Raw genomic sequence first — 21,958 nt, forward strand, 5'->3', positions numbered from 1 at the left:
ACGAGAGAGCTACTGAACCGCCCGCGTCGCGTCGTCGATGATCTCGAGCGCCTCCTTCAGTTCCTCCGTCCCCGTCGCGTAGGACAGTCGTGCGTAGCCCTCGCCGTTCGTACCGAACGCGTCGCCGGGAACGACGACGACGCCGCGATCCAGCACTTCGTCACACCAGCCCTCGGGGACCTTCGGCATCGCGTAGAACGCGCCTTCGGGGGTGGGCACCTCGAGGCCGGCGTCGGTCAGTCCGTCGAGGACGAGATCGCGGCGCTGCTCGAAGGTCCCGACCATCTCCTCGACCGGTTCCTGGGGACCGGTCAGGGCGGCCTCGGCGGCGTACTGGGCCGGCGCGGAGGCACAGGCTTGCCCGTACTGGTGGACCCGCAGCATGCGCTCGATGCGACGATTGGAGCCGAGGACCCAGCCGAGCCGCCAACCGGTCATCGAGTAGGTCTTCGAGCAGGCGCTGACGACGACGACGTTGTCCGACTCGGCGAACTCGAGCGGCGATCGATGCTCGCCCTCGAAGACGATGTGTTCGTAGACTTCGTCCGAAATACAGAGGACGTCGTGTTCGTCGGCGATACGGGCGAACTCGCGCATGTCGGCCTCGCTCTGGACGGCCCCGGTCGGGTTCGCGGGACTGTTGACGACGAACGCCGCGGTCTCTTCGGTGATGGCGTCCTCGACGGCCGCGGGATCGAGGGTGAGGTCCTCCCGCAGCCCGACGGGCTTCGGCGTCCCGTCGGCGATGTGAGTCAGGGCGTCGTAGGAGACGAAGCCGGGATCGGGGAAGATGACCTCCTCGCCGGGGTTCACGTGGGCCTCGATCGCGAGATGCAGGGCCTCGCTCCCGCCGGAGGTCGCGATGATGTCGGCGGGATCGACCGCGAGGCCGTAGTCCCGATCGTACTTCGCGGAAATGGCCTCCCGGAGCTGGGGCGTCCCCTTGTTCGAGGTGTAGGCGTCCGCCTGTCCCGACTCGATGGCCTCGATGGCCCCGCGGCGGGCGTGGGCCGGGGTCGGGAAGTCCGGCTGGCCGAGGCCGAGGTTGATCGCGTCCTCGCCCGCGGCCTCGAAGACCTCCCGGATACCGCTGATCGACACCTGCTCGACTCGGTCTGCGAAATCAGTCATAGCTATACGGGGGGTATCGACCCCGATAACTCTTGATGTGTGAATCGCCTATCATCCGCCGTCGACGCTCAACGAGACCGGACAGTCTTGTCTGCGAGACTGAAGATGCCACAAGGAAGATGACCCTCGTGACGAAGGGACCAGTAATGACTCCCTCTCGACGATCGCTGCTCGCCGCGGGCGCGACCGGTGCGATAGCGCTCACCGCCGGCTGTATCGATGTCGTTCTCGGGAACGAACCGCTCGAGTTCAGTTCCGACGCCGTCCGCCCGACCGACGACGCGCTCGAGGAGACGGGCTACGCGGAAGACGACGTCAGCCAGCGAACGATCGACCGCTCGGTCGAACTCCCCGGCGGCGTCGAGCGCCAGGTCGAGGCCTCGATCGCGACGGCGATCTACTCGAAGGCCGTGGAGTATCAGGGCGAGGAACGCGACGGGGCCGCCTTCGCCGCCGTCTCCATCCCGGGGATGGAGGTCGCGGGCCGATCGCTCAACCCGATCGACGATCTGTCCAACGAGGAGTTGCTCGACCGGTTCCTCGGCGAGTTCGAGGGCGGCCAGGGCGATATCAGTAACATCCGACACCAGGAGACGTTCGGCCTCGATATCCTCGGGGACGGCCGCGAGGTCGACCGGTTCCTCGGCGAGTCCGAACTCGGCGGCGAACCGATCGACGTCGAGATCAAACTCACGTCCTTCGATCACGAGGGCGATCTGCTCGTCCTCCTTGGCACCTATCCGAAACTGCTCACCGAGGAATCGGCCAACGCCGAGGTCCTGCTCGAGTCCGTCGAACATCCAGCCTGACGACCGGCGACCGGGTCGCTCCGGCGGTTAGTTTGCGATTGGAACCTCGCCTCTCGAGCGGTCGGTAACCGAACGGCGAAGGCAGTACCGGAACCGACGACGGAAAAAGCGCGAATCAGTCGGAATCGACGGCGGTCTCAGTAGAACTCGCGGACGAGATCCATCGCGTCCTCGGGCGCGCCGTCGGGGATCTCGGACATGTCCTCGGTGACGCCGTGTTTCTCGTGGTACGGGACCGAGTTTTCGTCCTGATACATGACGCCCTGATACTCCTTCTCGCTGTCGAGGATGACCTCTTTGGCGGCCTCGTAGTCGTGGGGGTCGTGGTCCTCGTCTTCCTGCAGGTCAACCAGGCTGTCGCGGAAGTAGTCGTAGGTGTCGACGTCGTTGAACGTGACACAGGGACTGAAAACGTTGACGAAGCCGAAGCCGTCGTGTTCGATGGCCTTCTCGACGATCTCGGCGTGGCGCATCGCGTCGGAGCTGAACGACTGGGCGATGAAGGACGCGCCAGAGGCCAGCGCGAGGGCTAGCGGGTTGACCGGGGGCTGCTTGGGCCCTTCGGGGGTCGTCGAGGTCTCGAAGTCCGACCGCGAGGTCGGCGAGGCCTGGCCCTTGGTCAGGCCGTAGATGCGGTTGTCCATGACCACGTAGGTCATGTCGACGTTCCGGCGGACGGCGTGGACGAAGTGACCGGCACCGATCGAGTAGCCGTCACCGTCGCCGCCGGCGACCATGACCTCGATATCGGGGCGGGCCATCTTGACGCCGGTGCCGACCGGGAGTGCACGGCCGTGAACCCCGTGGAGGGCGTAGCTGTGCATGTAGGTCCCGATCTTGCCGGAACAGCCGATCCCGGCCACGACGAACGTGTTGTCGGGGTCGTTGCCGGTGTTGGCCAGCGCTTTCATCATGCCGTTCATCGTCCCGAAGTCGCCGCAGCCGGGACACCACGTTGGCTGTTTGTCGGATTTGAAGTCGGTGAATCGGACGTCGGAGCTCATTATGCGGGTACCTCCTCAGTGAGTTTCTCGGTGATATCGTCTGCGAGTTCGTCGGCCTTGAATCGCACGCCGGTGTACTTGTTGATCCGCTTGACGCGGGTCAACACGTCGTGTTCGATCACGTCCGCGAACTGCCCGGTCGCGTTACACTCGACGACGATCGTCTCGTCGGCGGCCTCGATCTCCTCGGTCAGGTCGGGCCGCGGGAAGATGTAGGGCACCGAGATCACGTGGACGTCGATCCCGTCCTCCTCGAGGTACTCGAGCGCCTCGACGAGCGCGCCCTCGTTCGATCCCCACGAGATGACGAGGTTGTCCGCGTCCGGATCGCCGAACTCGCGGTAGTCCCAGTCCTCGTTCTCTCTGGCGGTCTCGACCTTGCGGTTGCGCTTGTCGACCTGCTGGACGCGTTCGTCCTCTTCCTCGGTCCGGCGACCGAGTTCGTCGTGTTCGAGGCCGGTAGACATGTGGGCAGCGTCGGTCGTGCCGGGGATGGCCCGCGGGCTGACGCCGTCCTCGGTGACGGCGTGGGCACGGAAGTGGCCCTGCGCGTCGAGCCACTCGTCGACCTCGTCCTCGTCGACGAGCTTGCCGCGGTCGATCTCGACCTCGCTCATGTCGAAGGCCTCCGGCGGGAACGTCTGCTCGGTGACCGACATCGCCAGGTCCGAAACCAGGAAGACCGGCGTCTGGTACTTCTCGGCGAGGTTGAACGCCTCGACGGTCTTCCAGAAGCACTCGGTGATCGACGTGGGGGCGACGACGAACCGCGGAACCTCGCCGTGGCCGCCGTACAGTGCCATGTTGAGGTCGCCCTGTTCCTGCTTCGTCGGCATCCCGGTCGAGGGACCGGATCGCTGGACGTCGGCGATGACCAGCGGCGTTTCGCTGGTCGCGACGAGACCGAACGTCTCGGTCATGAGGTCGATCCCGGCTCCCGACGTGGCGGTCATCGCTCGAGCGCCCGCCCGTGCGCCGCCGAGTGCCATGTTGATCGCCGACAGCTCGTCTTCGGCTTGGACGACGTGGCCGCCGTAGTCCTCGATGCGCCCGGTCAGGTACTCCATGATCGAGGTCGCGGGCGTGATCGGATAGCCGGCGTAGAACCGGCAGCCGGCCGCGAGCGCGCCCATGCCGATGGCTTCGTTGCCGTTGAGCAGGACGTAGTCGTTGTCGGTGGTCTCGACGTTGTAGCCGAGGTGGCTCAGGTCGTAGTTCTCCTCGACGTACTCCTGGCCCGCGCGAGCGGCTTCCTTGTTGTTCTCGACGATCTTCGAGCCCTTGCCGCCGAAGCGCTTCTCGAGGGCCTCGTCCAGATACTCGACGTCGAAGCCGGTGATCTTACACGCCGCGCCCAGCGCGACGATGTTGCGCATGATCGCACCGCCGGCCTCCTCGGCCAGCGATTTCAGCGGGACGTCGACCGCGGTCATTTCGTCGGGGATCTCCGCGTCCCACGAGCGCTCGCCGTCGTAGATGATGGCGCTGCCCTCGTGGAGTTCGTCCAAGTTCTCGTCGATGGTCCGCTGTGTCAGGGCGACGAGAATGTCGAGGCGGTCCACGACGCTTTGGACCTGCTCGACGGACGTCCGAATCTTGTAGGCTGTGTAGCCGCCACGGATTCGAGACGCGAAGTCTTTGGAGGTGAATACGTGTCTTCCGGCCCGGGACAGTGCCTGAGCGAAGATTTTTCCGGTGGAGTCGATACCGTCACCGGCCTCGCCTCCGATCGCCCAGTTGAGATCCTCAGCCATGTTATGAGGCCCCTTGCCCCCCATAAATGAAAAGGCTTCTGAAACCCCAAGCGGACCACCGCATCAGTGGTGGATATGTTCGGGATGGAAGGACAGTTGGTTATTAATCGTTAGGAATTGTGGGGCGAGAGTTTACGAGAGAAAGAAACACGGAAGCGAGTGAATGTGTGTGGTAATCACACAGTATCGTCCCCCACCGAAACGGCCGCTCGCGAGGGTCGCGGCGAACGGAACGCCTTTTCAATCCGCCGACGAACGGGTTCGACATGGATGGGACGCCAGTCACGGTCGCATCGGTCGGCGAGGTCGGTCCCGACACCGTCGCGCTCGAACTCGAGACGCCCGCGGGGTTCGATGCCCTCCCCGGGCAGTTCGTCCTCTTGCGGGCCGCCCCCGAGGACGAGGAGATCGCTCGCCACTACACGCTCTCCTCGCCGACGGTCGGCGAGACGTTCGAACTCACCGTCGGGATCGACCCCGAGGGCGACCTCTCGCCGTGGCTCGCGGGCCTCGAGGGCGGCGAGACCGTCCACGTCGAGGGCCCGTTCGGCCGAATCACCTACGACGACGACGGCGACGTCGTCGCCGCCGCCGGGGGTCCGGGGGTCGGTGCGGGAGTCGCGGTCGCCGAGGCCGCTCACGAGGCCGGTCACGACGCCACCGTGATCTATCAGGCCGACGAACCCGCCCACACCGATCGGCTCGAGGCGCTGTCCGACGCGGGCGCGACCGTGGTCTTTATCGATGACGGCGCGGCCGAGGAACTGGCCGATGCGATCGCGACACACCACGAGGACGGTCAGGTCTACGCATTCGGCTTCGACGACTTCGTCACCGCTGTCGCGGACGCGATCGAGGCCGCGGGCGGCGATCCCGACGACGCGCTGATCGAGAACTTCGGGTAATCGGCCGGCTCACCGGCCACCGACTCGAGGTGGCGACGCCGTCACTCCCGCGACTCCGTTGATAACGTGACGCCGATCCCCTCGAGTGGGGTCAGTCCGGCCGCAACAGTTGCCTCTCTTCGAAACTGAAAGTCCGTCGATAGCACAGGTACGAAGCCGTGACAAAGGTGTTTATGCCCGATCGGTGTGGGAGCGCGTATGCGACGTCGCGACCTCCTCGCGCTCACGACCGGAACGGCGTGTGGCCTGGCCGGCTGTGCCGACTCGCGGTTCGAGCGGCTCCAGTCGGAGCGGCCGGACGTCGACGGCTCGAGCGACGACACCGATCGTCGGGGCAGCGAGTCCGCCGGGCCCGATGCGATCGTGGTCGGCAACCCCGATGAGGTACCGTTCCTCGAGGCCCACCCACCACACGAGTTCACCCTCCGCAACGACGGCGAGACCGAGCGGACGGTCGCCGTGGTCGTTTCGGCCGACGACGCTGACGGAAGTGACCCGATCGACGGCGACGGGGAGGACGAACGGGACGAGCCACTGCTCGAGCGCGATCTCGATCTCGGGGCCGGCGAGGAACGGACGATCGTGTTTGTCGAGCCACGACCGTATACGGTCACGGTCACGTCGCGCCGCGACGGCGAGACGGGCGAGTCGACGGTCACCGACGGGATCAGTCGCCGGCCGTTCGATTGCGTTCGCTCTCGGACGACCGTCACACTCTCCGAATCCGGCACGGAGACGGAGTCGACGTCGTCGACGATCCCCTGCCCGGTGCCCGACGTAGCGGACGCATCGCTCGCGGTCGATGGCCGGGAGTGTGCGGGCCGGACCGACGGTGACGACGCGACCGTCGAGTTCGAAAACGAGCGTGTGCTGGTCGAGGGGTCGATCCGCATCCCGACGCCGTGTCACACCCTCGAGCTGGCCGACGTCACCGACGACGACGGTCGCGACCTGCTCGTGGTCACCGTCGCCGTCGGCGAACAGGAGGCCGAGACCTGCGTCGACTGCCTCGGGACCGCGGACTACGAGGTCGAGATCGATCTCGAGGGTCGGTATCCCGGCCGGGTCGCGGTCGTCCACGCGACCGGCGACGAACGGCGGGTGATCACCACGAACGAGTTCGCCGCCGGGTAGCCCGGCGGTCGGGCAGACGGGCTGCTTGTCCGGTGCAACCGCGAGCGACGGTCGCGCCGGAGACGAGTCCGTCTCAGTGTTCGACGAGTTCGATCAGGATCCCGCCGGTGTCCTTGGGGTGGAGAAACGCCACCGAATGGCCCCACGCGCCCGGACGGGGGTCCTCGTCGATCAGCGTCACGTCGTGGTCCCGGACCGTCTCGAGGGCCCTCTCGATGTCGTCTGTCGCGAGCGCGAGGTGGTGGATTCCCGCCCCGTTGTCCTCGAGATAGCGCGCGATCGTCCCCTCCTCGATCGGCTCGAGCAGTTCGACATAGCCGTCGCCACAGTCGAGGAAGACAACGCGCATGCCGTCGAACACCTCCTCGTGAGCGACCTCGAGACCGAAGAGATCGCCGTACAGCGTTGCGAGTCCCTGTGCGTCGTCGGTTGCGATGCCGGCGTGATCGAAGTGCATCGGCCTGTACTCCGGTCGATGGCCGTGTTACTGTTGTGATTTTTCGTGGCGTTTCGAGCCCGCACGGACCGGGAGACGGGCCCCAGTCGGACATCGACCGCGGAAAACGGGATATCGGGACGAAGATTCGTTCGGTCGCAGTCGACGATTCGAGCGCCGTCAGACCGCGCCGGGCTGGTACTCGCCGAACTCGTCGCGCATGACGTTACAAATCTCGCCGACCGTCGCGTAGGCCTTGACGGCGTCGATGATGTAGGGCATCACGTTCCGGTCGCTTTGGGCCGCGTCCCGCAGCGCCTCGAGCGCCGCGTCGACGGCCTCGTCGTCCCGGCGTTCGCGGGTCTGCTCGAGGCTGTCGATCTGGCGCTGTTGGTCCTCCTCGGTGATCTCCTGGACGTCCATCTCGGGCTCCCCGTCCTCGCTCTCGAACTCGTTGACGCCGACGATGACGCGCTCTTTCTCCTCGATCTCCTTCTGGCGATCGAAGGCGGTGTCCTGAATCTGGCGCTGGACCCACTGCTGCTCGACGGCCTCGAGCATACCGCCGCGTTCGTCGACCTCGTCTAAGATCTCGTATGCCTCTTCCTCGACCTCGTCGGTCAGTGACTCGACGTAGTAACTCCCCGCCAAGGGGTCGATGGTGTCGGCCGCGCCCGACTCGTGGGCGAGGATCTGCTGGGTCCGCAACGCGGTTCGGACGGACTCCTCGGTCGGCAGCGCAAGCGCCTCGTCTTTCCCGTTCGTGTGCAGGCTCTGGGTGCCGCCGAGGACGGCCGCCAGCGCCTGATAGGCGACGCGGACGACGTTGTTCTCGATCTGCTGGGCGGTCAGCATCGAGCCGGCCGTCTGGGTGTGGAACTTGAGCTGTTTGGACTTGGGGTCGTCGGGGTCGAACCGCTCGTCGATGATGTCGTGCCACATCCGACGGGCCGCGCGGAACTTCGCGACCTCCTCGAAGATGTTGTTGTGGCCGTTGAAGAAGAAGGAAAGCTGCGGCGCGAACTCGTCGACGTCGAGGCCAGCCTCGATCGCCGTCTCGACGTACTCGATGCCGTTCCCGAGCGTAAAGGCGAGTTCCTGGGCGGCCGTCGACCCCGCCTCGCGGATGTGATACCCCGAGATCGAGATGGTATTGAACTTCGGCGTCTCCTCGGCACAGAACTCGAAGATGTCCGTGATGATCCGCATCGACGCTTCCGGCGGGTAGATGTAGGTGTTGCGTGCGATGTATTCTTTCAGGATGTCGTTTTGAATCGTCCCCCGAAGTTCCTCGCGGTCGACACCCTGCTGGTCGCCGACCGCGATGTACATCGCCAACAGCACCGACGCGGGCGCGTTGATCGTCATCGAGGTCGAGACCTCGTCCAGCGGGATGCCGTCGAAGACGGTCTCCATGTCCTCGAGCGAGTCGATCGCGACGCCGGCCTTGCCGACCTCGCCGGCAGCCATGTCGGCGTCGGAGTCATAGCCCATCTGGGTCGGCAGGTCGAAGGCCATCGACAGCCCCGTCTGGCCCTCGTCGAGCAGGTAGTGATAGCGCTCGTTGGTGTCTTCCGGCGTCGAGAACCCGGCGTACTGGCGCATCGTCCAGAGCCGGCCGCGGTAGCCGGTCGAGTAGACGCCGCGCGTGTACGGCGGCTCGCCCGGATTGCCGAGATCGTCCTCGTAGTCGAGATCGCCCACGTCGTCGGGCGTGTAGAGCCGATCGACCTCTTGCCCCCCCGTGTCGGTCGTAAACGTTTCCTTGCGCTCGCCGAAGCGCTCGATGACGGGTTCGACTTCCGCCTCGTGCCACTCCTCCTTGCTGGCACGGATCTCCTCGAGTTCGTCGGGATCGAACATTATGATTACCGAGGACCGGCCGGGGCTTGAAGTTTGATGAACACGGCGAGATCTGCGGCCGGCGACGCGGTCGCGTCGCCGACGGCTCAGAGGGGTTCCTGTCCGACAGGAGACCGTATCACACGCTGTCCTCGGGGTCGTGTCGGGCGGCCATCCGCGCAGCCTCCTCGGCGTAGCGCTCCTGGGTCGCCACGTCGTCGACGGTACCAAGCGAGTTCGGCGGCACGACCAGGCTGGCCTTCGTCTCTCGAGCGGGCCCGCCGAAGCTCGTCAGGGCCCGCTCACGCCGGTGATACCGCCGGCCGTCTTCGGTTGCGTACACGAGGATGACGATGTTGAGTTCGTCGTCGCCGTAGGTTCGCTCGACGAGCCAGACGCGGACGCCGTCGTCATCGGCTGAGTCACCGTGATCCGCCGTCTCTCCCGCGTCGGTCCGGTCGCCCGTCTCGTCGGATCGGTTCGTCTCCATGAGAGTCACTTGCGTCGCCACGGCCACTTATGTTTCGCGGCGTCGACAGCACGCGTATGTCCGGCGACGCGTCGCTCGAGGAGTCCGCCGAGGCGTCGACGCCGGCCCGCGGCGGTGACGACCGTCGCCGCGCGGCCCGCTACGTCGCGCCGTTTCTGGTGATCGGGCTCGGGAACCTCCTGCTCTTGCTGGTGTGGGGGCTGGACCCGCTGTGGGCCTTCGCCGTTGCGCCGCCGATCGTCTTTCTCTGTGGAATTTGCTGGGTCGCGTTCCGCCACGGGTTCCACGAGCGCGCCGGCCGACCGGGCTCGAGTCGCTGACGGAAGCGTCGCCATCCGACTCATCGACCCGTGTCGTACTTGTACGTCGCCGACTCGGGGTCGATGCCGAAGTCCTCGGGCGACTCGTCGTCATCGGCCTCGGCCCGGCCCTCGGGGGCATGTTTGAACGCCTCGCGAAGCCGATCGGGGACCCGGAACTCGGCACCGTCGATCGTCAGCGGCTTCGCGTCCGGATCCGACCCCTCACGCTTGGCCTCGAGCCGCTCCCGGAGGATCGACGGCAGCGCCGACTCGTCGACCCGCTGGAAGCCGAACTGGGCAAGGTATGCACCCTCGCCGGTCAGGGCGTAGACGGTGTCGAACCCCTCGTCGCCGGCGTACTCCACGAGCCGCTCGATGACGTGGGCACCGACGCCCTGCCCGCGCCAGCTCTCGAGGACGCCGATGCTGGTCAGTTCACAGACGTTGTCGCCCTCATCGGGCTTGTGAACGCGGATGCGGCCGAAGCCGGCCTTCTCGCCGGACGCTTCGTCGATCGCGACGACGTAGTCGCGCGAGCGGAACGCCGTTTCGTCGAGCCCCATCGACTCGATGTGGTCGAGCAGCCAGACCTCTTCCCTGTTTTTCGCGTCCCGCACGTACATGCCTCGACGTAGGCGACGTGCGGCCAAAAGCGTTTGTGGGTTGGCAGGATCGCTCCGCGAGCGTCGGGGACGGCCGGTTCACCGGTCGATAGCGAGCTGCCGGAACCGCGACACCGTGAGCCGAGCGAGTCAGGCGGCCGCTCGCCGCGTTTCCCGTTCCCGGTCTCGAGCGCGCTCGAGCAGCCGTTCGATCCGGTCGTCCGTCGAGGGATGGGTCGACAGCAGCCGGCTCAGTGCGTCCTCGTCGTCGGTGGTGACGTACAGCGGTGCGAGCAGCCCACGCGGGGGCTCCGCGGCCCGCTGGATTCGGCGGAGCGCGCGAGCTAGCGCGACCGGCTTGCCAGTCACCGCGGCGGCCCGATCGTCGGCGGCGTACTCCCGGCGACGCGAGTGGGCCCGGACCAGCAGCGTCACGGCGATGAACGCGAACACCGCGCCCGACTCGAGTACCACCAGCAGCCGACCGAACGCCGTTCGCTGCCACGATCCTGGCCGCCCACGGAGCCACGCGACCGCCCGAGCGATCCCCGCGATCGGCAACAGGACCGGGGACAACACGAGAAAGCCGAGCCCGGCGAGCGTCCGGAAACCGCTGTAGGCAAGCGTCTGCACGAACGCGTCGTAGCGCTCGAGGTGGGCGAGTTCGTGGGCCAGCAGCGCCTCGAGTTCGTCGGGCGAAAGCAGTCGGAACAGCGATCGGTCGAGGACGATCGTCCCGTTGCGTGCCGTGCCCAGCGCGAAGGCGTTGGGCATCGGCAATCGTGCAAGCAGGACCGTCGGCGAGTCGACGTCCATCCGCGACTCGAGGCGATCGAGCCGGCGGAAGAGGTCAGGCGCGTGGGATCGGGGGAGTTCGACCGCCTCGAGGCTCGAGAGCAGTTGCGACGTGCCAAAGCGGTAGCTCAGTACGCCGACGACGACGGCGACAGTGACGATCAACGCGAGCGTGCCGAGTGGACCCGGTGCGGTCACCCGAAGGACCGACAGCACCCAGTAGCTGACCGCGGCCAGCGCGAGGTACCACACCAGGACGGCGAGGCCGACAAGTGCCATCAGGAGCCGGGTCCCGTTTCCCGCTCGAGAGACGGACATGGTTGTCGGTCGCGTGTAGGGAGGGCCGATTGAAACGGGTATCGGACGGCCCAACTCGATCGTTGTCGCTCGCCGACTCCCGATTCGCCCGGATGAGCGCCGGGACGCCGTCACGCCGACACTACCCCGCCGACAGCGCCTCCTCGAGCCGATCTTCGATCGCGTCGAGTTCCGCGCGCAACTCCTCGCCCTCGGCGTCCGCGAGGTCGTCGATCCGGTCGGCCAGCCCCTGCAGGCGGGTGTACTTCTCGTCCTCGTCGACGCCGACCTTCTGGACGAAGACGTCCTCGTCGACGTCGTAGACATCGTCTTCCTCGAGGTCGGTCACGGCCAGTACGACGTCGAGTTTGTCCCGGTCGATGCCGGTGACCCACTCGCGGGGGATGCCGTGGTCGTCGAGGGCCTCGAAGATCGTCGCCTCGTCTTTCGGGCGCTGGCGCTCCCGCGTCGTCCGACGGACGGTGCCGTAGCGGCCGTGCAGCCGCTGGTCCGGCCCGAGTCGCTCGAGCAGCGGGTCCCGTGCCGAGCGCCGCAGGCGATCGGCCCCGTGCTGGGTATCGGAGGCCAGCACGTAGAGGTCGGTCAGCGCCTCGGTGTCGAGGGCGGCGGGCTCGTCGGCGTCGATCCGCTCGAGGACGGCGGCGAGCAAGCGGGCATCGTCGTGGACGCGCTCGGGCGGGTCCCGCGCGGCCGCCGCCGAGACGAGAAACGGACTCTCGCCGCCGGTGGCGTCGGGATCGTACCGAACCGCGTCGTTGTCGGCCGTGTACGCCGGGGCCAGCGTCAGGACGCTGGCGTAGGGCTCGACGCCCGGCTGAAGCCCCTCGATCGGGACCGCCCCCTCGTCGAGTCGCTCGAGGAAGACGACGAACTGCTCGCGCCAGAGCGGCCGCGTCTCGCCGCTGTCGCCGAACCGAACGACGAGCCGGTCGTCGTCGGTGCGCTCGATCCCGAATGGCCGCTCGGAGACCGGCGTCAGCAGCTCCGCACCCGGCTCGAGGGCCTCGCAGTGTCGCCGGAGGCTCGTCCAGGTGTCGTCGGGTTCCATACGCTGGCTACGCGGACGGGGCTGAAAAAGCGCGGCCACGAATCTGCCACCGGGCCGTGACGGACGATCGCCGGGACTCAGTCGACGAGCGAGGGGACGGCCGCGAGCGACGAGAGACGATAGGTCGGGTCGACCGCCGCGTCCGCCGAGTCCGTGTCGGACCGCGAGAGCAGCGCCGAATCGATCCCCGCGTTGTCGGCCGCCCGCACGTCGACGGCCCTATCGCCGACGTACAGCGCCGACTCGGCCTCGAGGTCGGCGAGTGCGGCCTCGATGTTCGTCGGATCGGGCTTGCGCCGGGCCAGGCCGGCCGGCGTCAGCGGACAGCCCCGAACCGTCTCGAACGGCGATCGGAACCCGAACCGGTCGAGCAGCGTCGAGACGACGGTCGGATGGTTGTCGCTGACGATCCCGAGCGGAACCTCGAGCGAGCGGACCGCGGCGACGTCGTCGTAGGCCGAGCGCAGGCCTTGCTCGACGGACTCACACTGGGTCCGGACCAGTTCACGGGCCGCTCGCTCACAGAACGCGTCGGCCTCGATGCCGAGGTCCCGACACCGCGTCGCGACCGCATCGAAGTCGCCGGCCATCAACTCGCGGACCGTCTCCGCCGCCGGGCCCGACCGCCCAAGCCGCTCGTAGACTCGCTCGAGGGCGTCGGCCAGTCGCTGGCTCGAGGGCGTCTCGACCACGACGCCGTCGAAGTCGAACAGGACCGTATCGTACTGCATTCGTCTCGACGGTGTCCGCTCGCGGATCGTAAATCTGTCCGATCGAAACCGGTCGAACCGTCGTGTCACGACGACCCAAAGCTAAGGGGGTTCCCCTGCTATGAGGTATCATGCTTCACGCAGAAGGCCCGCTGCTCACCGTCGACGTGGGCGAGCGGACCGCACGCAGGACGGAAATCGACGAGCTGCTCGCGGACGCGATCGGGGGCCGAGCGGCCGCAACGGCGCTTGCCCACGAACGGATCCCCTTCGACGCCGACCCGTTCGGCCCGGAAAACCGGGTCTACGTCTCGACCGGGCCGCTCCAGCAGTCGCGGATGTCGTTTACCGGTCGGATGAACATGACCGGGCTCTCGCCGCTGACCGACGGCCTCGTCTCGGCCAACGCCGGCGGCTATCTCTCGCGAAACTTCGTCGGAACGGGAATCAGTGCCTTCGAGATCGTCGGCGAGAGCGACGAGTTGCTCGCTGTCCACGTCACGGATTCGGGCGTCGAGTTCGAACCGGTACCCGACCTCGAGGGGGCGACGGTGCCCGAGACCTCCGAGTACATGAGCGAACGCCACGATCTGGGCCCGGAACACTGCATCGCGATCGGTCCGGCGGGGGAGAACCAGGTGCGGTTCGCCTCGGCGATGACCTTCGACTCGCGAGCCTTCGGCCGCGGCGGGCTCGGCGCGATACTGGGCGCGAAAAACGTCAAGTGCGTCACCTTCGAGGGCGACGCCGAGCCGCCGGTCGAGATCCCGGACCCGCCGGAGTCGGAGATCCACCGCGAGGCGGCGACGGCAGACGACCGGATGCGCAGTCAGGGCACCGCGGGCGGCACCGAGTTCATCAACGACAACTTCTCGCTGCCGACGCGGTACTTCCGGGAGTACGAGTTCGAGGGGGCCGCCGACATCGGCGGCGACGCCGTCGAGGAAAAGAAGTACAAAAAGGGGGCCTGCTCGGCCTGTGCCTACGCCTGCAAACTCCCGACCCGCGACGAGGAGACCGGCCTCGAGACCGAGGGGCCGGAGTTCGAGACGATCTACGCCTTCGGCTCCATGCAGGGGGTCGACGACGTCGTCGACGTCATGCAGTCGAACGAACTCTGTGACACGCTGGGGATGGACACCATCTCCGCGGGCGTCACGGTCGCGGCCTACCTCGAGAGCGAGGACGCGTTCGGCGATGCGGACCTCGCCCACGAGATAACTGAAAAGATCGCGTACCGTGAGGGGATCGGCGACCTGCTCGCGGAGGGCGTCGATCGCGCCCACGACGAGCTGGGGGTCGAGAACTACACCGTGAAGGGCATGGAGTTCGCCGCCCACGACGGCCGCGTCCTCCACGGGCAGGGACTCTCTTACGCCGTCGCGAACCGCGGTGCCGACCACCTCTATGCCAGCATGCTGGCGCTGGAGTACAGCGGCGAACTCGATCCGCAGGGGACGCTCGGCAAGGCCGAGCGGCTGGTCGAGCGGGAGGACCTCGCCGCCTTCCTCGACACCGGCATCGTCTGCGTCTTCGGGCGCGACTACGCCACCCCGGAGCGACTCGAGACGCTGTTCGATGCCGACTGCGAAACGCTGCTCGAGGTCGGGGCTCGCACCGTCGAACTCGAGCGCCACTTCAACAACCGGCGGGGATTCGACCGCGAGGACGACGATCTCCCCTACGAGATCCCCGATCTCGACGAAGCGATCGGCGAGTACTACGCAGCGCGAGGCTGGAACGACGACGGGACGATCCCGACCCGCGCGATCGAGTCGCCGCCAGCACCGTCCGCAGACTGAGCCCGTTCGCCGCCCGTTATCCCGCCGCTCAACCGCCGTAGACCGATGGCACCAGCCGGATCACCGCGTCGGGATCGAGTTCGGTCTCGAGCCCCGCGAGATGGACGACGTTGCGTTGGTCCTTCGTGACGACCGTGTCCCCGGCCAGCCCCGCCCCGTCGTCGGCGACGAGTTCCCCCTCGAGGGCCGGAAACGCGGTCTCGAGGTCGGTCAGAAGGTCGCCGACGGTCTCTGCTTCGGTCTCGTAGCGAACGGTCTTCTCGCCGACCGCGTCGCGAAAGGGGCCGAAGAAGACGCACTCGAGTTGCACGACCAACCGTTCGACGGGAGAGACCTTGAAATCGACGGGGCAAGCGCCGCGACGAACACGCAGTCGTGACGCTACGGACTCATTCGGGACTGCGCGTTGCCGAAGCCGGTCACGCTCGGCCGACGCCATCCCGTCAGGAGCGTCGGCCGCGATCACAATCCTGTTGGACGTTCACTTCGGAGAGCCGACCAGTGGCAACGTCGACACAGCGCCGGCGGACGCTCTGGGTCGTGGTGGCCGCGGCGACGCTGACGGTCATGGCCGGGGCGATCCTCGGCCCGATCGTCCCCCAGATACGGGACGAACTCGGGGTATCGGGATCCGCGGCCGGCCTGATCATCACCACTCACGGCGGCGTGATCGTCCTCGCGAGCCCGGTCGTGGGAGCGCTCGTCGACCGGGTCGGGCCGCGTCGGCCCCTCGTGGGCGGCCTGTTCGTCTACGGGCTCGGCGGCGGCGCGGGACTGCTCGTCGATTCGTTCCTCCCGCTGCTTGCCTCCCGCGTCGTCCTCGGGCTCGGGACTGCCGCGGTGTATACGTCAGTGACCGTCCTCATCTACGATCTCTACGAAGGGCAGGCGATGGAGCGCGCGCTGGGCTATCGCAGCAGCGCGAACAGCGCCGGCGCGGCGGTCTGGCCCCTCGTCGGCGGCGCGGCCGGGAGCCTCGCGTGGAACGCCCCGTTCGGTATTTATCTCGTCGCCGTACCCCTCGGCCTGCTGGCCGCGGCGACGGTCCCCGAGGTGGGAGCCTCGAGCGGCGACGACGAAACGGCCGCGAACGGGAGCGGCCGGGCCGACGGGGCGGAACGCGGGGGCGGCGGCGTCCTCGCGGTTTTCCGGGACCGGCCGGCGCTCCCGCTGGTCTACCTGCTGTACTTCGGGGCGAACGCCCTGTTGTACGTGATCGTCGTCTACTATCCCCAACTGCTCTCCGGTATCGGCGTGACCTCGTCGCTGCGGATCAGCCTCTATCTGGCCGCCAACGGCGCTGCGGGCGGCGTCTCGGCGATCGCCTACGACCGACTGCTTGGCTACGCCGATCGGTCGACGCTCGTCTTCGCGGCCTTTGTCCTCTGGGCCAGCGGACTCGCGACCGCGACGGTCGTCGACACCGCTGTGGGCGCGGCCGTGCCGGTGGTCCTGTTCGGCCTCGGGATCGGTCTGGTCTTCCCGTCGACGTTCGCCTGGGTCGAAGCCCTCGTCCCGCCGGACCGACAGGGGCAGTTCAGTTCCTACATCGCCTCCGTCGGCTACACCGGACAGTTCCTCTCGCCGGTCCTGTTCGGTGCGCTCGTTCCCCTCGCGGGCGTCGACGGCGTCTTCGCCGCTGCCGCAGCGATCGCCGGTATCGCCGCCGTCGGACTGGGATCGAGCCGGCTCCGCGACGCGTCGTCCTGACCCCGTTCTCACCCCCCGGTCCTTTTGTCTGGGTGTGGATAGCCGGACCCGAATCGATGTCGAATTCCATCCCAGCCGAGTCCCCGCGCCCCGAGTCGCTGTGGCTCGCCACGACTCCCACGACCGAGTACGGCCCGCTCGAGGACGGACTGACCGTCGACGCGGCCGTCGTCGGCGGCGGCATCACCGGCCTCTCCGCCGCGCTCGAACTGCAAGATGCCGGGCGGTCGGTCGTCGTCCTCGAGGCCGACAAGATCGTCGAGGGGACGACCGGGCACACGACGGCGAAGCTTACCTCCCAGCACGGACTGGTCTACGACCGGCTCGTCTCGCAGTTCGGCGAAGGGAAAGCGCGCCAGTACGCCGCGGCGAACGAGGCGGCGATCGAGACGGTCGAACGGCGCGTCGAGACGCTGGACATCGACTGTGACTTCCGCCGGACGCCGGCCTACACCTACGCCGCTTCGCCCGACGACCTCGGACAGATCCGCGACGAGGTCGCGGCCGCCCAGCGGGTCGACCTGCCGGCCTCGTACGTCGATGAGACCCCGCTGCCGTTCGACGTCCCCGGCGCGGTCCGCTTCGACGAGCAGGCCGCCTTCCACCCGCGGAAGTACCTGCTCGCGATCGCCGAGCGGATCCACGACGACGGCGGCCACGTCTTCGAGGAGACCCGCGCGCTCGAGGTCGAGCCCGGGTCGCCGTGTCGCGTCGAGACCGACCACGGGACCGTCGTCGCCGACGACGTGGTCGTCGCGACCCACTTCCCGGTTCTCGATCGGGCCGGTTACTTCGCGCGGATGCACCCCCACCGCGCGTACCTGCTGGCCGTCCGGATCGACGGGACGCCGCCGGAGGGGATGTACTACAACACGGCCTCGCCGGCGGCGACGATGCGGACGTACTCGGTCGCGAACGGCGGCGCAGGCGCGGGTGACGACGTGGACGACGAGGACGGCGATCTCCTGCTCGTGGGCGGCCAGAGCCACAAGCCGAGCGTCGACGGCGTCCCGACCTCCGAACGCTACCGCCGCTGCGAGGCCTTCGCCCGCGAGCGCTTCGACGTGGCGTCGGTCGAGTACCGCTGGTCGACGATGGACTACTCCCCGGTCGACGACGTCCCCTTCATCGGCCGGATCGATCCGCTCTCGGAGGGCGTCTACGTCGGGACTGGGTTCAAGGGCTGGGGAATGACGACCGGCACCGCCGCGGAAACGATCCTCGCTGACTTGATCGTCGAGGGCTCGAGCCCGTGGGCCGACGTCTTCGACCCCCAGCGGTTCACCCCGAAGGCGTCGGCCAAGCGCTTCCTCAAGGAGAACGCGACGGTCGGTGGGAGCTTCGTCGGCGACCGGATCAAGTCCCTACTGGCCGCTCTCGGGGCCGACGGCGCTGCTGACCTGCCACGGGGTGATGCCCGCGTCGTCCGGCGCGCAAGCCAGCCCGTGGGACTCTACCGCGACGACGAGGGCACGACCCACGCCGTCTCGGCGACCTGTCCGCACATGGGCTGTCTCGTCCGGTGGAACGACGCCGAACACACCTGGGACTGTCCCTGTCACGGCTCGCGGTTCTCCCACGAGGGCGAGGTGCTGTCGGGACCGGCGGTCGAGGGCTTGCTGTACCGGCAGCTGTGACGCTGTCGTCGCTGCCGATCGTTCGGGACGCGAACCGAGCGTAACGAGGCCGCGAAAGCGACCAATCTACTCGAGCGACACCGATTCGAGGTCGATCCGACCGGGCTCCGGAACCGGCGCGTCAGACTCACTCGAGACGGCGTAGTCACCCAACTTCTCACCGTCGTTCGCGTCGCCCGGCAGCACGATCACGGCCTTCGCGAGCAGCGGCGCGATCACGCCCGCGACGACGGTCCGGGGGTCGGACAGCGGCCCCCGGACCACGACGCGGTCGTCGGCCCCGAGGTCCGTCCCTTCGAGAACACCGTGTGCAGCCTCGAGGACCTGCCTGTGGGTGACCGTCCGCTCGCCGTCGGTCAGGATCGTGGTCTCGGGGTCGATCGAGAGCGGTGGGAACGACGGGTTCTCGCTCCACAGCCCCGCGTCGAAGTGATGGACGTCCGGGGCGTCGGGCTTGTCACCGTACCCGACCCGCTGGGCCCCCTGTGGGAGGTCGTAGGACTCGAGACGATCGACGGGCGCGACGAGCGTCCGGAAGTCGTCCTCATCCGCGAGATCCGTCGGGGGATCGAATCGGGTGGTCCCCTCGAGCAACGTTGTGCCGAAGAAAGCCAGCAAAGCGAGGGGGCCGTCGCCGACGACGCCGACGGTGACGCCCTTGCGAACGCCCGAGTGGCGCAGGAAGTTGCCGGCCTTCCACGCGGTCGTACACAGCCAGTGGTAGTCGTACTCCCGCCCCGTCGCGTCGACGAGGGCGATCCGGTCGTCCCGCAGCTCGCGGGTGAGCAGGTCGTCGACCGTCCCAACGTTCATACTCGGGACTGGGGACCGCGGGGGAAAAAGCACGCCGACTCGCGTCGTCCATCTCGCCTTCGACTCCCGCTATACGGCGGGGTTCGGTCCGCGTCGCCCGCCTCATACGGTCTGTCAGTCATTGTCGGTGGGACCGCGACCGCCCTGCGGTCCCACCTGACATCGGGACAGCAAACCGTATCAGTCGTCGGCGGCCGCCGGCTCGGCGTGATCCACGTCGGTCCCGAGGACCTCGAGGAACTCGGCGAGCCACTCGGGGTGGTCGGGCCAGGCCTGTCCCGTCACGAGGTTCCCGTCGCGGGTCACCTCGCCGGTCCACTCCGCGCCCGCGCCGCGGACGTCGGCCTCGAGCGCCGGATACCCGGTACAGGTTCGGCCCTCGAGGACGTCGGCCGCGGCGAGGATCTGGAGGCCGTGACACAGCGCCGCGACGGGTTTGTCTTCCGCGAAGAAGTGCCGCGTGATCTCGAGGACCTCGTCGTAGGTCCGGAGGTACTCAGGCGCGCGCCCGCCAGGGACGACCAGCGCGTCGTACTCGGACGGCTCGACCGCGTCGAAGTCGTGGGTCAGTTCGAACTGATGGCCCGGTTTCTCGGTATAGGTTTGGTCGCCCTCGAAGTCGTGGATCGCGGTCGGACAGGTGTCGCCAGCCTCCTTTTCCGGGCAGACGGCGTGGACCTCATGGCCGATCATCTCGAGCGCCTGGAACGGGACCATTACCTCGTAGTCCTCGACGAAGTCGCCCGCGAGGAGCAGGATCCGATGTTCTGTCATGGTATTCCACACGGTAGTTCGGTCGCGATGATCATAACACGTGTTGGTTGTTATCACGACACTCAGCAGGGCGAACGGATAGCCGGTCAACTGAGAAACCCGCGCCGCTACTGCCCGACTCGAGACGAGGACCCGACCGGACTGTCGTCGGTTCAGAACGCCCGTTTGATCTTCTCGAAGAAGCCTTCCTTCACTTCGATCTCGTCGCCGCCGGCCTCCGCAAACTCCTCGAGGGCCTCGCGCTGGTCCTCGTTGAGACTCTCGGGGGTGACGACCTGGACTTTGACGTAGAGGTCGCCCTGCCCGCGGCCGCGCAGGCGGGGCATCCCCTTGCCCTCGAGGCGGAAGGTCTCGCCGCTCTGAGTACCCTGCGGGATCTCGAACTCGGCACCGCCCTCGAGGGTGGGGACCTCGACGGTGTCGCCGAAGGTGGCCTGCGGGAAGGAGACGGGAAGCCGGTAGCGCAGGTCGTCACCCTCGCGTTCGAACTCCTCGTGGTCGCGGATCGAGACGTCGATCAGCAGGTCGCCGCGGGGGCCGCCTTCGGGACTGGGCGCGCCCTCGCCTTCCATCCGCAGCGTCTGGCCTTCCTGAATACCGGCCGGAACCTCGACGGTCAGCGTCGCCTCGGTGCGGACGTAGCCCTCGCCGCGACACTCGCCACAGGTCTCGGAGTAGATCGTCCCCTCGCCCTCACACCGGGGACAGGCCGTCGTCTGCTGGACCCGGCCGAGCGGCGTCTGCTGGACCTGGGTCACCTGCCCGCGGCCCTGACACTCCGAACAGGTCTCGGCGTCGGCCTCCGGCGGGTGGCCCTCGCCCTCGCAGACGTCACACTCCTCGGGCCGCTCGACGGTGAACTGCTTTTCAGCCCCCTCGTAGGCCTCCTCGAGATCGATCTCGAGTTCGGTCCGCAGGTCCCGGCCCTTGCGTGGCTGCCGGCGGCCGCGTCCGCCGCCGCCACCGCCGCCGAAGACCTGTTCGAAGAGGTCGCCGAGACCACCACCGCCGCCCATGCCGCCACCGCCCATCCCGCCGAACGGGCCGCCGCCCATGCCGCCGGCACCGCCGGCCTGGCTGGCGTCGAAACCGTGTTTCTCGGCCTGTTCGTAGCGGTCATGACCCATCCGGTCGTAGGCCTCACGTTTCTCCTCGTCGGTTAGGACCTGCTTTGCCTTCTGAATTTTCTTGAATTTCTCCTCGGCATCGGGGTCGTCGCTGACGTCGGGGTGATACTCGGTGGCCTTCGACCGATACGCCTGTTTGATCTCCTCGGCAGACGCGTCGGGGCTCACGCCGAGAACGTCGTAGAAGTCCTCGCTCATTCGTTGTGCAACCGATACTCGTCTGAGCCACTTGAAACGACCGCTCTACGGAAGATGCGATCCAGTTCGCCAGTTCCCATTTACAGGCAACTCCAACTAATCCCGCAGTTCACCGCCGTCCGGTCAGAAGTTAAAATCCCCACCCTTATTCTGGGCACATAGTTACTAAATCTATAATAACTAACTCTATAATTGATTATTAATAAACCTATTCTCCACTCCTACTATCCCAATATGATCACTTTCTAATTTTGACGAGGCACGTGTCGGTAACTCTTCTGGACCGATCCGCCCTACCTTGGAGGGCGGCTACGATAGCTGGTAGTGATTAGAGGAATACGGCCACGTCGGTTCGCAAACGAAGTGGAGTTATGCTTCAACCCACACATACCAGATAACTGCTGCGAATACTACAGCGAATACAAACGAGGTCCCGATAGATTCCGCTACGGACATCCCTCTATAGATGGCAATTACGAACGATGCGGAAAAGGTAACGAAAAAATACACTACCGTTTTTTTCACTCTACTAGAATAGAACCCGTCATCTGATTGTTGATCACACATCGGTAGTGGGCTTTTCGTCAGCGATTCTGTACACGTGTGGCAATCACTCT

At 67.0% G+C, this 21,958-nt stretch carries 21 protein-coding genes; 7 read left to right on the top strand and 14 right to left on the bottom strand.

The genetic code is table 11. The features are described 5' to 3' along the window. Window positions 1-9 precede the first annotated feature (9 nt). On the bottom strand, window positions 10-1,131 hold the full coding sequence (locus NATPE_RS09840; protein ID WP_006180624.1) for a pyridoxal phosphate-dependent aminotransferase: 1,122 nt from the start codon (window positions 1,129-1,131) through the stop codon (window positions 10-12). Window positions 1,132-1,277: 146 nt separating this feature from the next. On the opposite strand from NATPE_RS09840, the gene NATPE_RS09845 reads away from it, so the two are divergent. Further along, entirely contained in the window at window positions 1,278-1,940 is a 663-nt protein-coding gene (locus tag NATPE_RS09845) for a DUF6517 family protein (protein WP_006180623.1), read from the top strand. A 137-nt stretch (window positions 1,941-2,077) separates the two neighbouring features. Here the strand turns inward: NATPE_RS09845 and NATPE_RS09850 are convergent, their stop codons facing one another. Beyond that, complete coding sequence (locus tag NATPE_RS09850) at window positions 2,078-2,944, bottom strand: 2-oxoacid:ferredoxin oxidoreductase subunit beta (RefSeq protein WP_006180622.1); 867 nt, start codon at window positions 2,942-2,944, stop codon at window positions 2,078-2,080. Then, complete coding sequence (locus NATPE_RS09855) at window positions 2,944-4,698, bottom strand: 2-oxoacid:acceptor oxidoreductase subunit alpha (RefSeq protein WP_006180621.1); 1,755 nt, start codon at window positions 4,696-4,698, stop codon at window positions 2,944-2,946. The genes NATPE_RS09850 and NATPE_RS09855 overlap by 1 nt, the downstream gene beginning before the upstream one ends. 266 nt (window positions 4,699-4,964) lie before the next feature. Here NATPE_RS09855 and NATPE_RS09860 point away from each other — a divergent pair, with 266 nt between their 5' ends. Both NATPE_RS09860 and NATPE_RS09865 read left to right on the top strand, forming a co-directional pair. Further along, window positions 4,965-5,603, top strand: coding sequence for a ferredoxin--NADP reductase (locus tag NATPE_RS09860; RefSeq protein ID WP_006180620.1), 639 nt, complete (start codon window positions 4,965-4,967; stop codon window positions 5,601-5,603). 198 nt (window positions 5,604-5,801) lie between these two features. Continuing rightward, complete coding sequence (locus NATPE_RS09865; RefSeq protein ID WP_006180618.1) at window positions 5,802-6,737, top strand: hypothetical protein; 936 nt, start codon at window positions 5,802-5,804, stop codon at window positions 6,735-6,737. 73 nt (window positions 6,738-6,810) lie between these two features. Here NATPE_RS09865 and mce read toward each other — a convergent pair whose 3' ends face one another. The 3 genes from mce to NATPE_RS21390 form a co-directional block, all read right to left on the bottom strand. Further along, window positions 6,811-7,194 (bottom strand): methylmalonyl-CoA epimerase, encoded by a 384-nt coding sequence (gene mce, locus NATPE_RS09870; protein ID WP_006180617.1) that lies wholly within the window; start codon window positions 7,192-7,194, stop codon window positions 6,811-6,813. A gap of 159 nt (window positions 7,195-7,353) precedes the next feature. Beyond that, complete coding sequence (locus NATPE_RS09875) at window positions 7,354-9,036, bottom strand: acyl-CoA mutase large subunit family protein (RefSeq protein ID WP_006180616.1); 1,683 nt, start codon at window positions 9,034-9,036, stop codon at window positions 7,354-7,356. A gap of 118 nt (window positions 9,037-9,154) precedes the next feature. Then, window positions 9,155-9,505, bottom strand: a complete 351-nt coding sequence (locus NATPE_RS21390; protein WP_006180615.1) for a hypothetical protein — start codon at window positions 9,503-9,505, stop codon at window positions 9,155-9,157. Window positions 9,506-9,561: 56 nt separating this feature from the next. Here NATPE_RS21390 and NATPE_RS09885 point away from each other — a divergent pair, with 56 nt between their 5' ends. After that, window positions 9,562-9,825, top strand: a complete 264-nt coding sequence (locus NATPE_RS09885; RefSeq protein ID WP_015299007.1) for a hypothetical protein — start codon at window positions 9,562-9,564, stop codon at window positions 9,823-9,825. A gap of 20 nt (window positions 9,826-9,845) precedes the next feature. Here NATPE_RS09885 and NATPE_RS09890 read toward each other — a convergent pair whose 3' ends face one another. The 4 genes from NATPE_RS09890 to NATPE_RS09905 form a co-directional block, all read right to left on the bottom strand. Next, window positions 9,846-10,430, bottom strand: coding sequence for a GNAT family N-acetyltransferase (locus tag NATPE_RS09890; protein WP_006180613.1), 585 nt, complete (start codon window positions 10,428-10,430; stop codon window positions 9,846-9,848). Window positions 10,431-10,559: 129 nt separating this feature from the next. Next, the gene (locus tag NATPE_RS09895; RefSeq protein ID WP_006180611.1) at window positions 10,560-11,522 is read right to left on the bottom strand and encodes a M48 family metallopeptidase; all 963 of its coding nucleotides are present in this window, start codon (window positions 11,520-11,522) and stop codon (window positions 10,560-10,562) included. A gap of 121 nt (window positions 11,523-11,643) precedes the next feature. Continuing rightward, the gene (locus tag NATPE_RS09900; protein ID WP_006180610.1) at window positions 11,644-12,570 is read right to left on the bottom strand and encodes a hypothetical protein; all 927 of its coding nucleotides are present in this window, start codon (window positions 12,568-12,570) and stop codon (window positions 11,644-11,646) included. 77 nt (window positions 12,571-12,647) lie between these two features. Beyond that, the gene (locus NATPE_RS09905; protein ID WP_006180609.1) at window positions 12,648-13,301 is read right to left on the bottom strand and encodes an HAD family hydrolase; all 654 of its coding nucleotides are present in this window, start codon (window positions 13,299-13,301) and stop codon (window positions 12,648-12,650) included. A 110-nt stretch (window positions 13,302-13,411) separates the two neighbouring features. Between NATPE_RS09905 and NATPE_RS09910 the strand changes: the two genes are divergently transcribed. Continuing rightward, window positions 13,412-15,082 (top strand): aldehyde ferredoxin oxidoreductase family protein, encoded by a 1,671-nt coding sequence (locus tag NATPE_RS09910; protein WP_006180607.1) that lies wholly within the window; start codon window positions 13,412-13,414, stop codon window positions 15,080-15,082. 28 nt (window positions 15,083-15,110) lie between these two features. On the opposite strand, the gene NATPE_RS09915 is transcribed toward NATPE_RS09910, so the two are convergent. Continuing rightward, complete coding sequence (locus NATPE_RS09915) at window positions 15,111-15,392, bottom strand: ubiquitin-like small modifier protein 1 (protein WP_006180605.1); 282 nt, start codon at window positions 15,390-15,392, stop codon at window positions 15,111-15,113. A 191-nt stretch (window positions 15,393-15,583) separates the two neighbouring features. On the opposite strand from NATPE_RS09915, the gene NATPE_RS09920 reads away from it, so the two are divergent. Then, entirely contained in the window at window positions 15,584-16,792 is a 1,209-nt protein-coding gene (locus NATPE_RS09920) for an MFS transporter (protein WP_006180604.1), read from the top strand. A gap of 56 nt (window positions 16,793-16,848) precedes the next feature. Further along, on the top strand, window positions 16,849-18,429 hold the full coding sequence (locus tag NATPE_RS09925) for an FAD-dependent oxidoreductase (protein WP_006180601.1): 1,581 nt from the start codon (window positions 16,849-16,851) through the stop codon (window positions 18,427-18,429). A gap of 66 nt (window positions 18,430-18,495) precedes the next feature. Here the strand turns inward: NATPE_RS09925 and NATPE_RS09930 are convergent, their stop codons facing one another. From NATPE_RS09930 to dnaJ, 3 genes are all read right to left on the bottom strand, one after another. After that, window positions 18,496-19,242 carry a hypothetical protein gene (locus NATPE_RS09930; RefSeq protein WP_006180600.1) on the bottom strand — a complete coding sequence of 249 codons (747 nt, stop codon included), beginning with the start codon at window positions 19,240-19,242 and terminating at the stop codon, window positions 18,496-18,498. A gap of 180 nt (window positions 19,243-19,422) precedes the next feature. Beyond that, the gene (locus NATPE_RS09935; protein ID WP_006180599.1) at window positions 19,423-20,016 is read right to left on the bottom strand and encodes a DJ-1/PfpI family protein; all 594 of its coding nucleotides are present in this window, start codon (window positions 20,014-20,016) and stop codon (window positions 19,423-19,425) included. Window positions 20,017-20,168: 152 nt separating this feature from the next. Further along, window positions 20,169-21,341: a molecular chaperone DnaJ gene (gene dnaJ, locus NATPE_RS09940; RefSeq protein ID WP_006180598.1), complete on the bottom strand. Its 1,173-nt coding sequence runs from the start codon at window positions 21,339-21,341 to the stop codon at window positions 20,169-20,171. Window positions 21,342-21,958: the final 617 nt, after the last annotated feature.

The organism is Natrinema pellirubrum DSM 15624 (assembly GCF_000230735.2).
In the GTDB taxonomy this organism is placed as follows: Archaea; Halobacteriota; Halobacteria; order Halobacteriales; family Natrialbaceae; genus Natrinema; species Natrinema pellirubrum.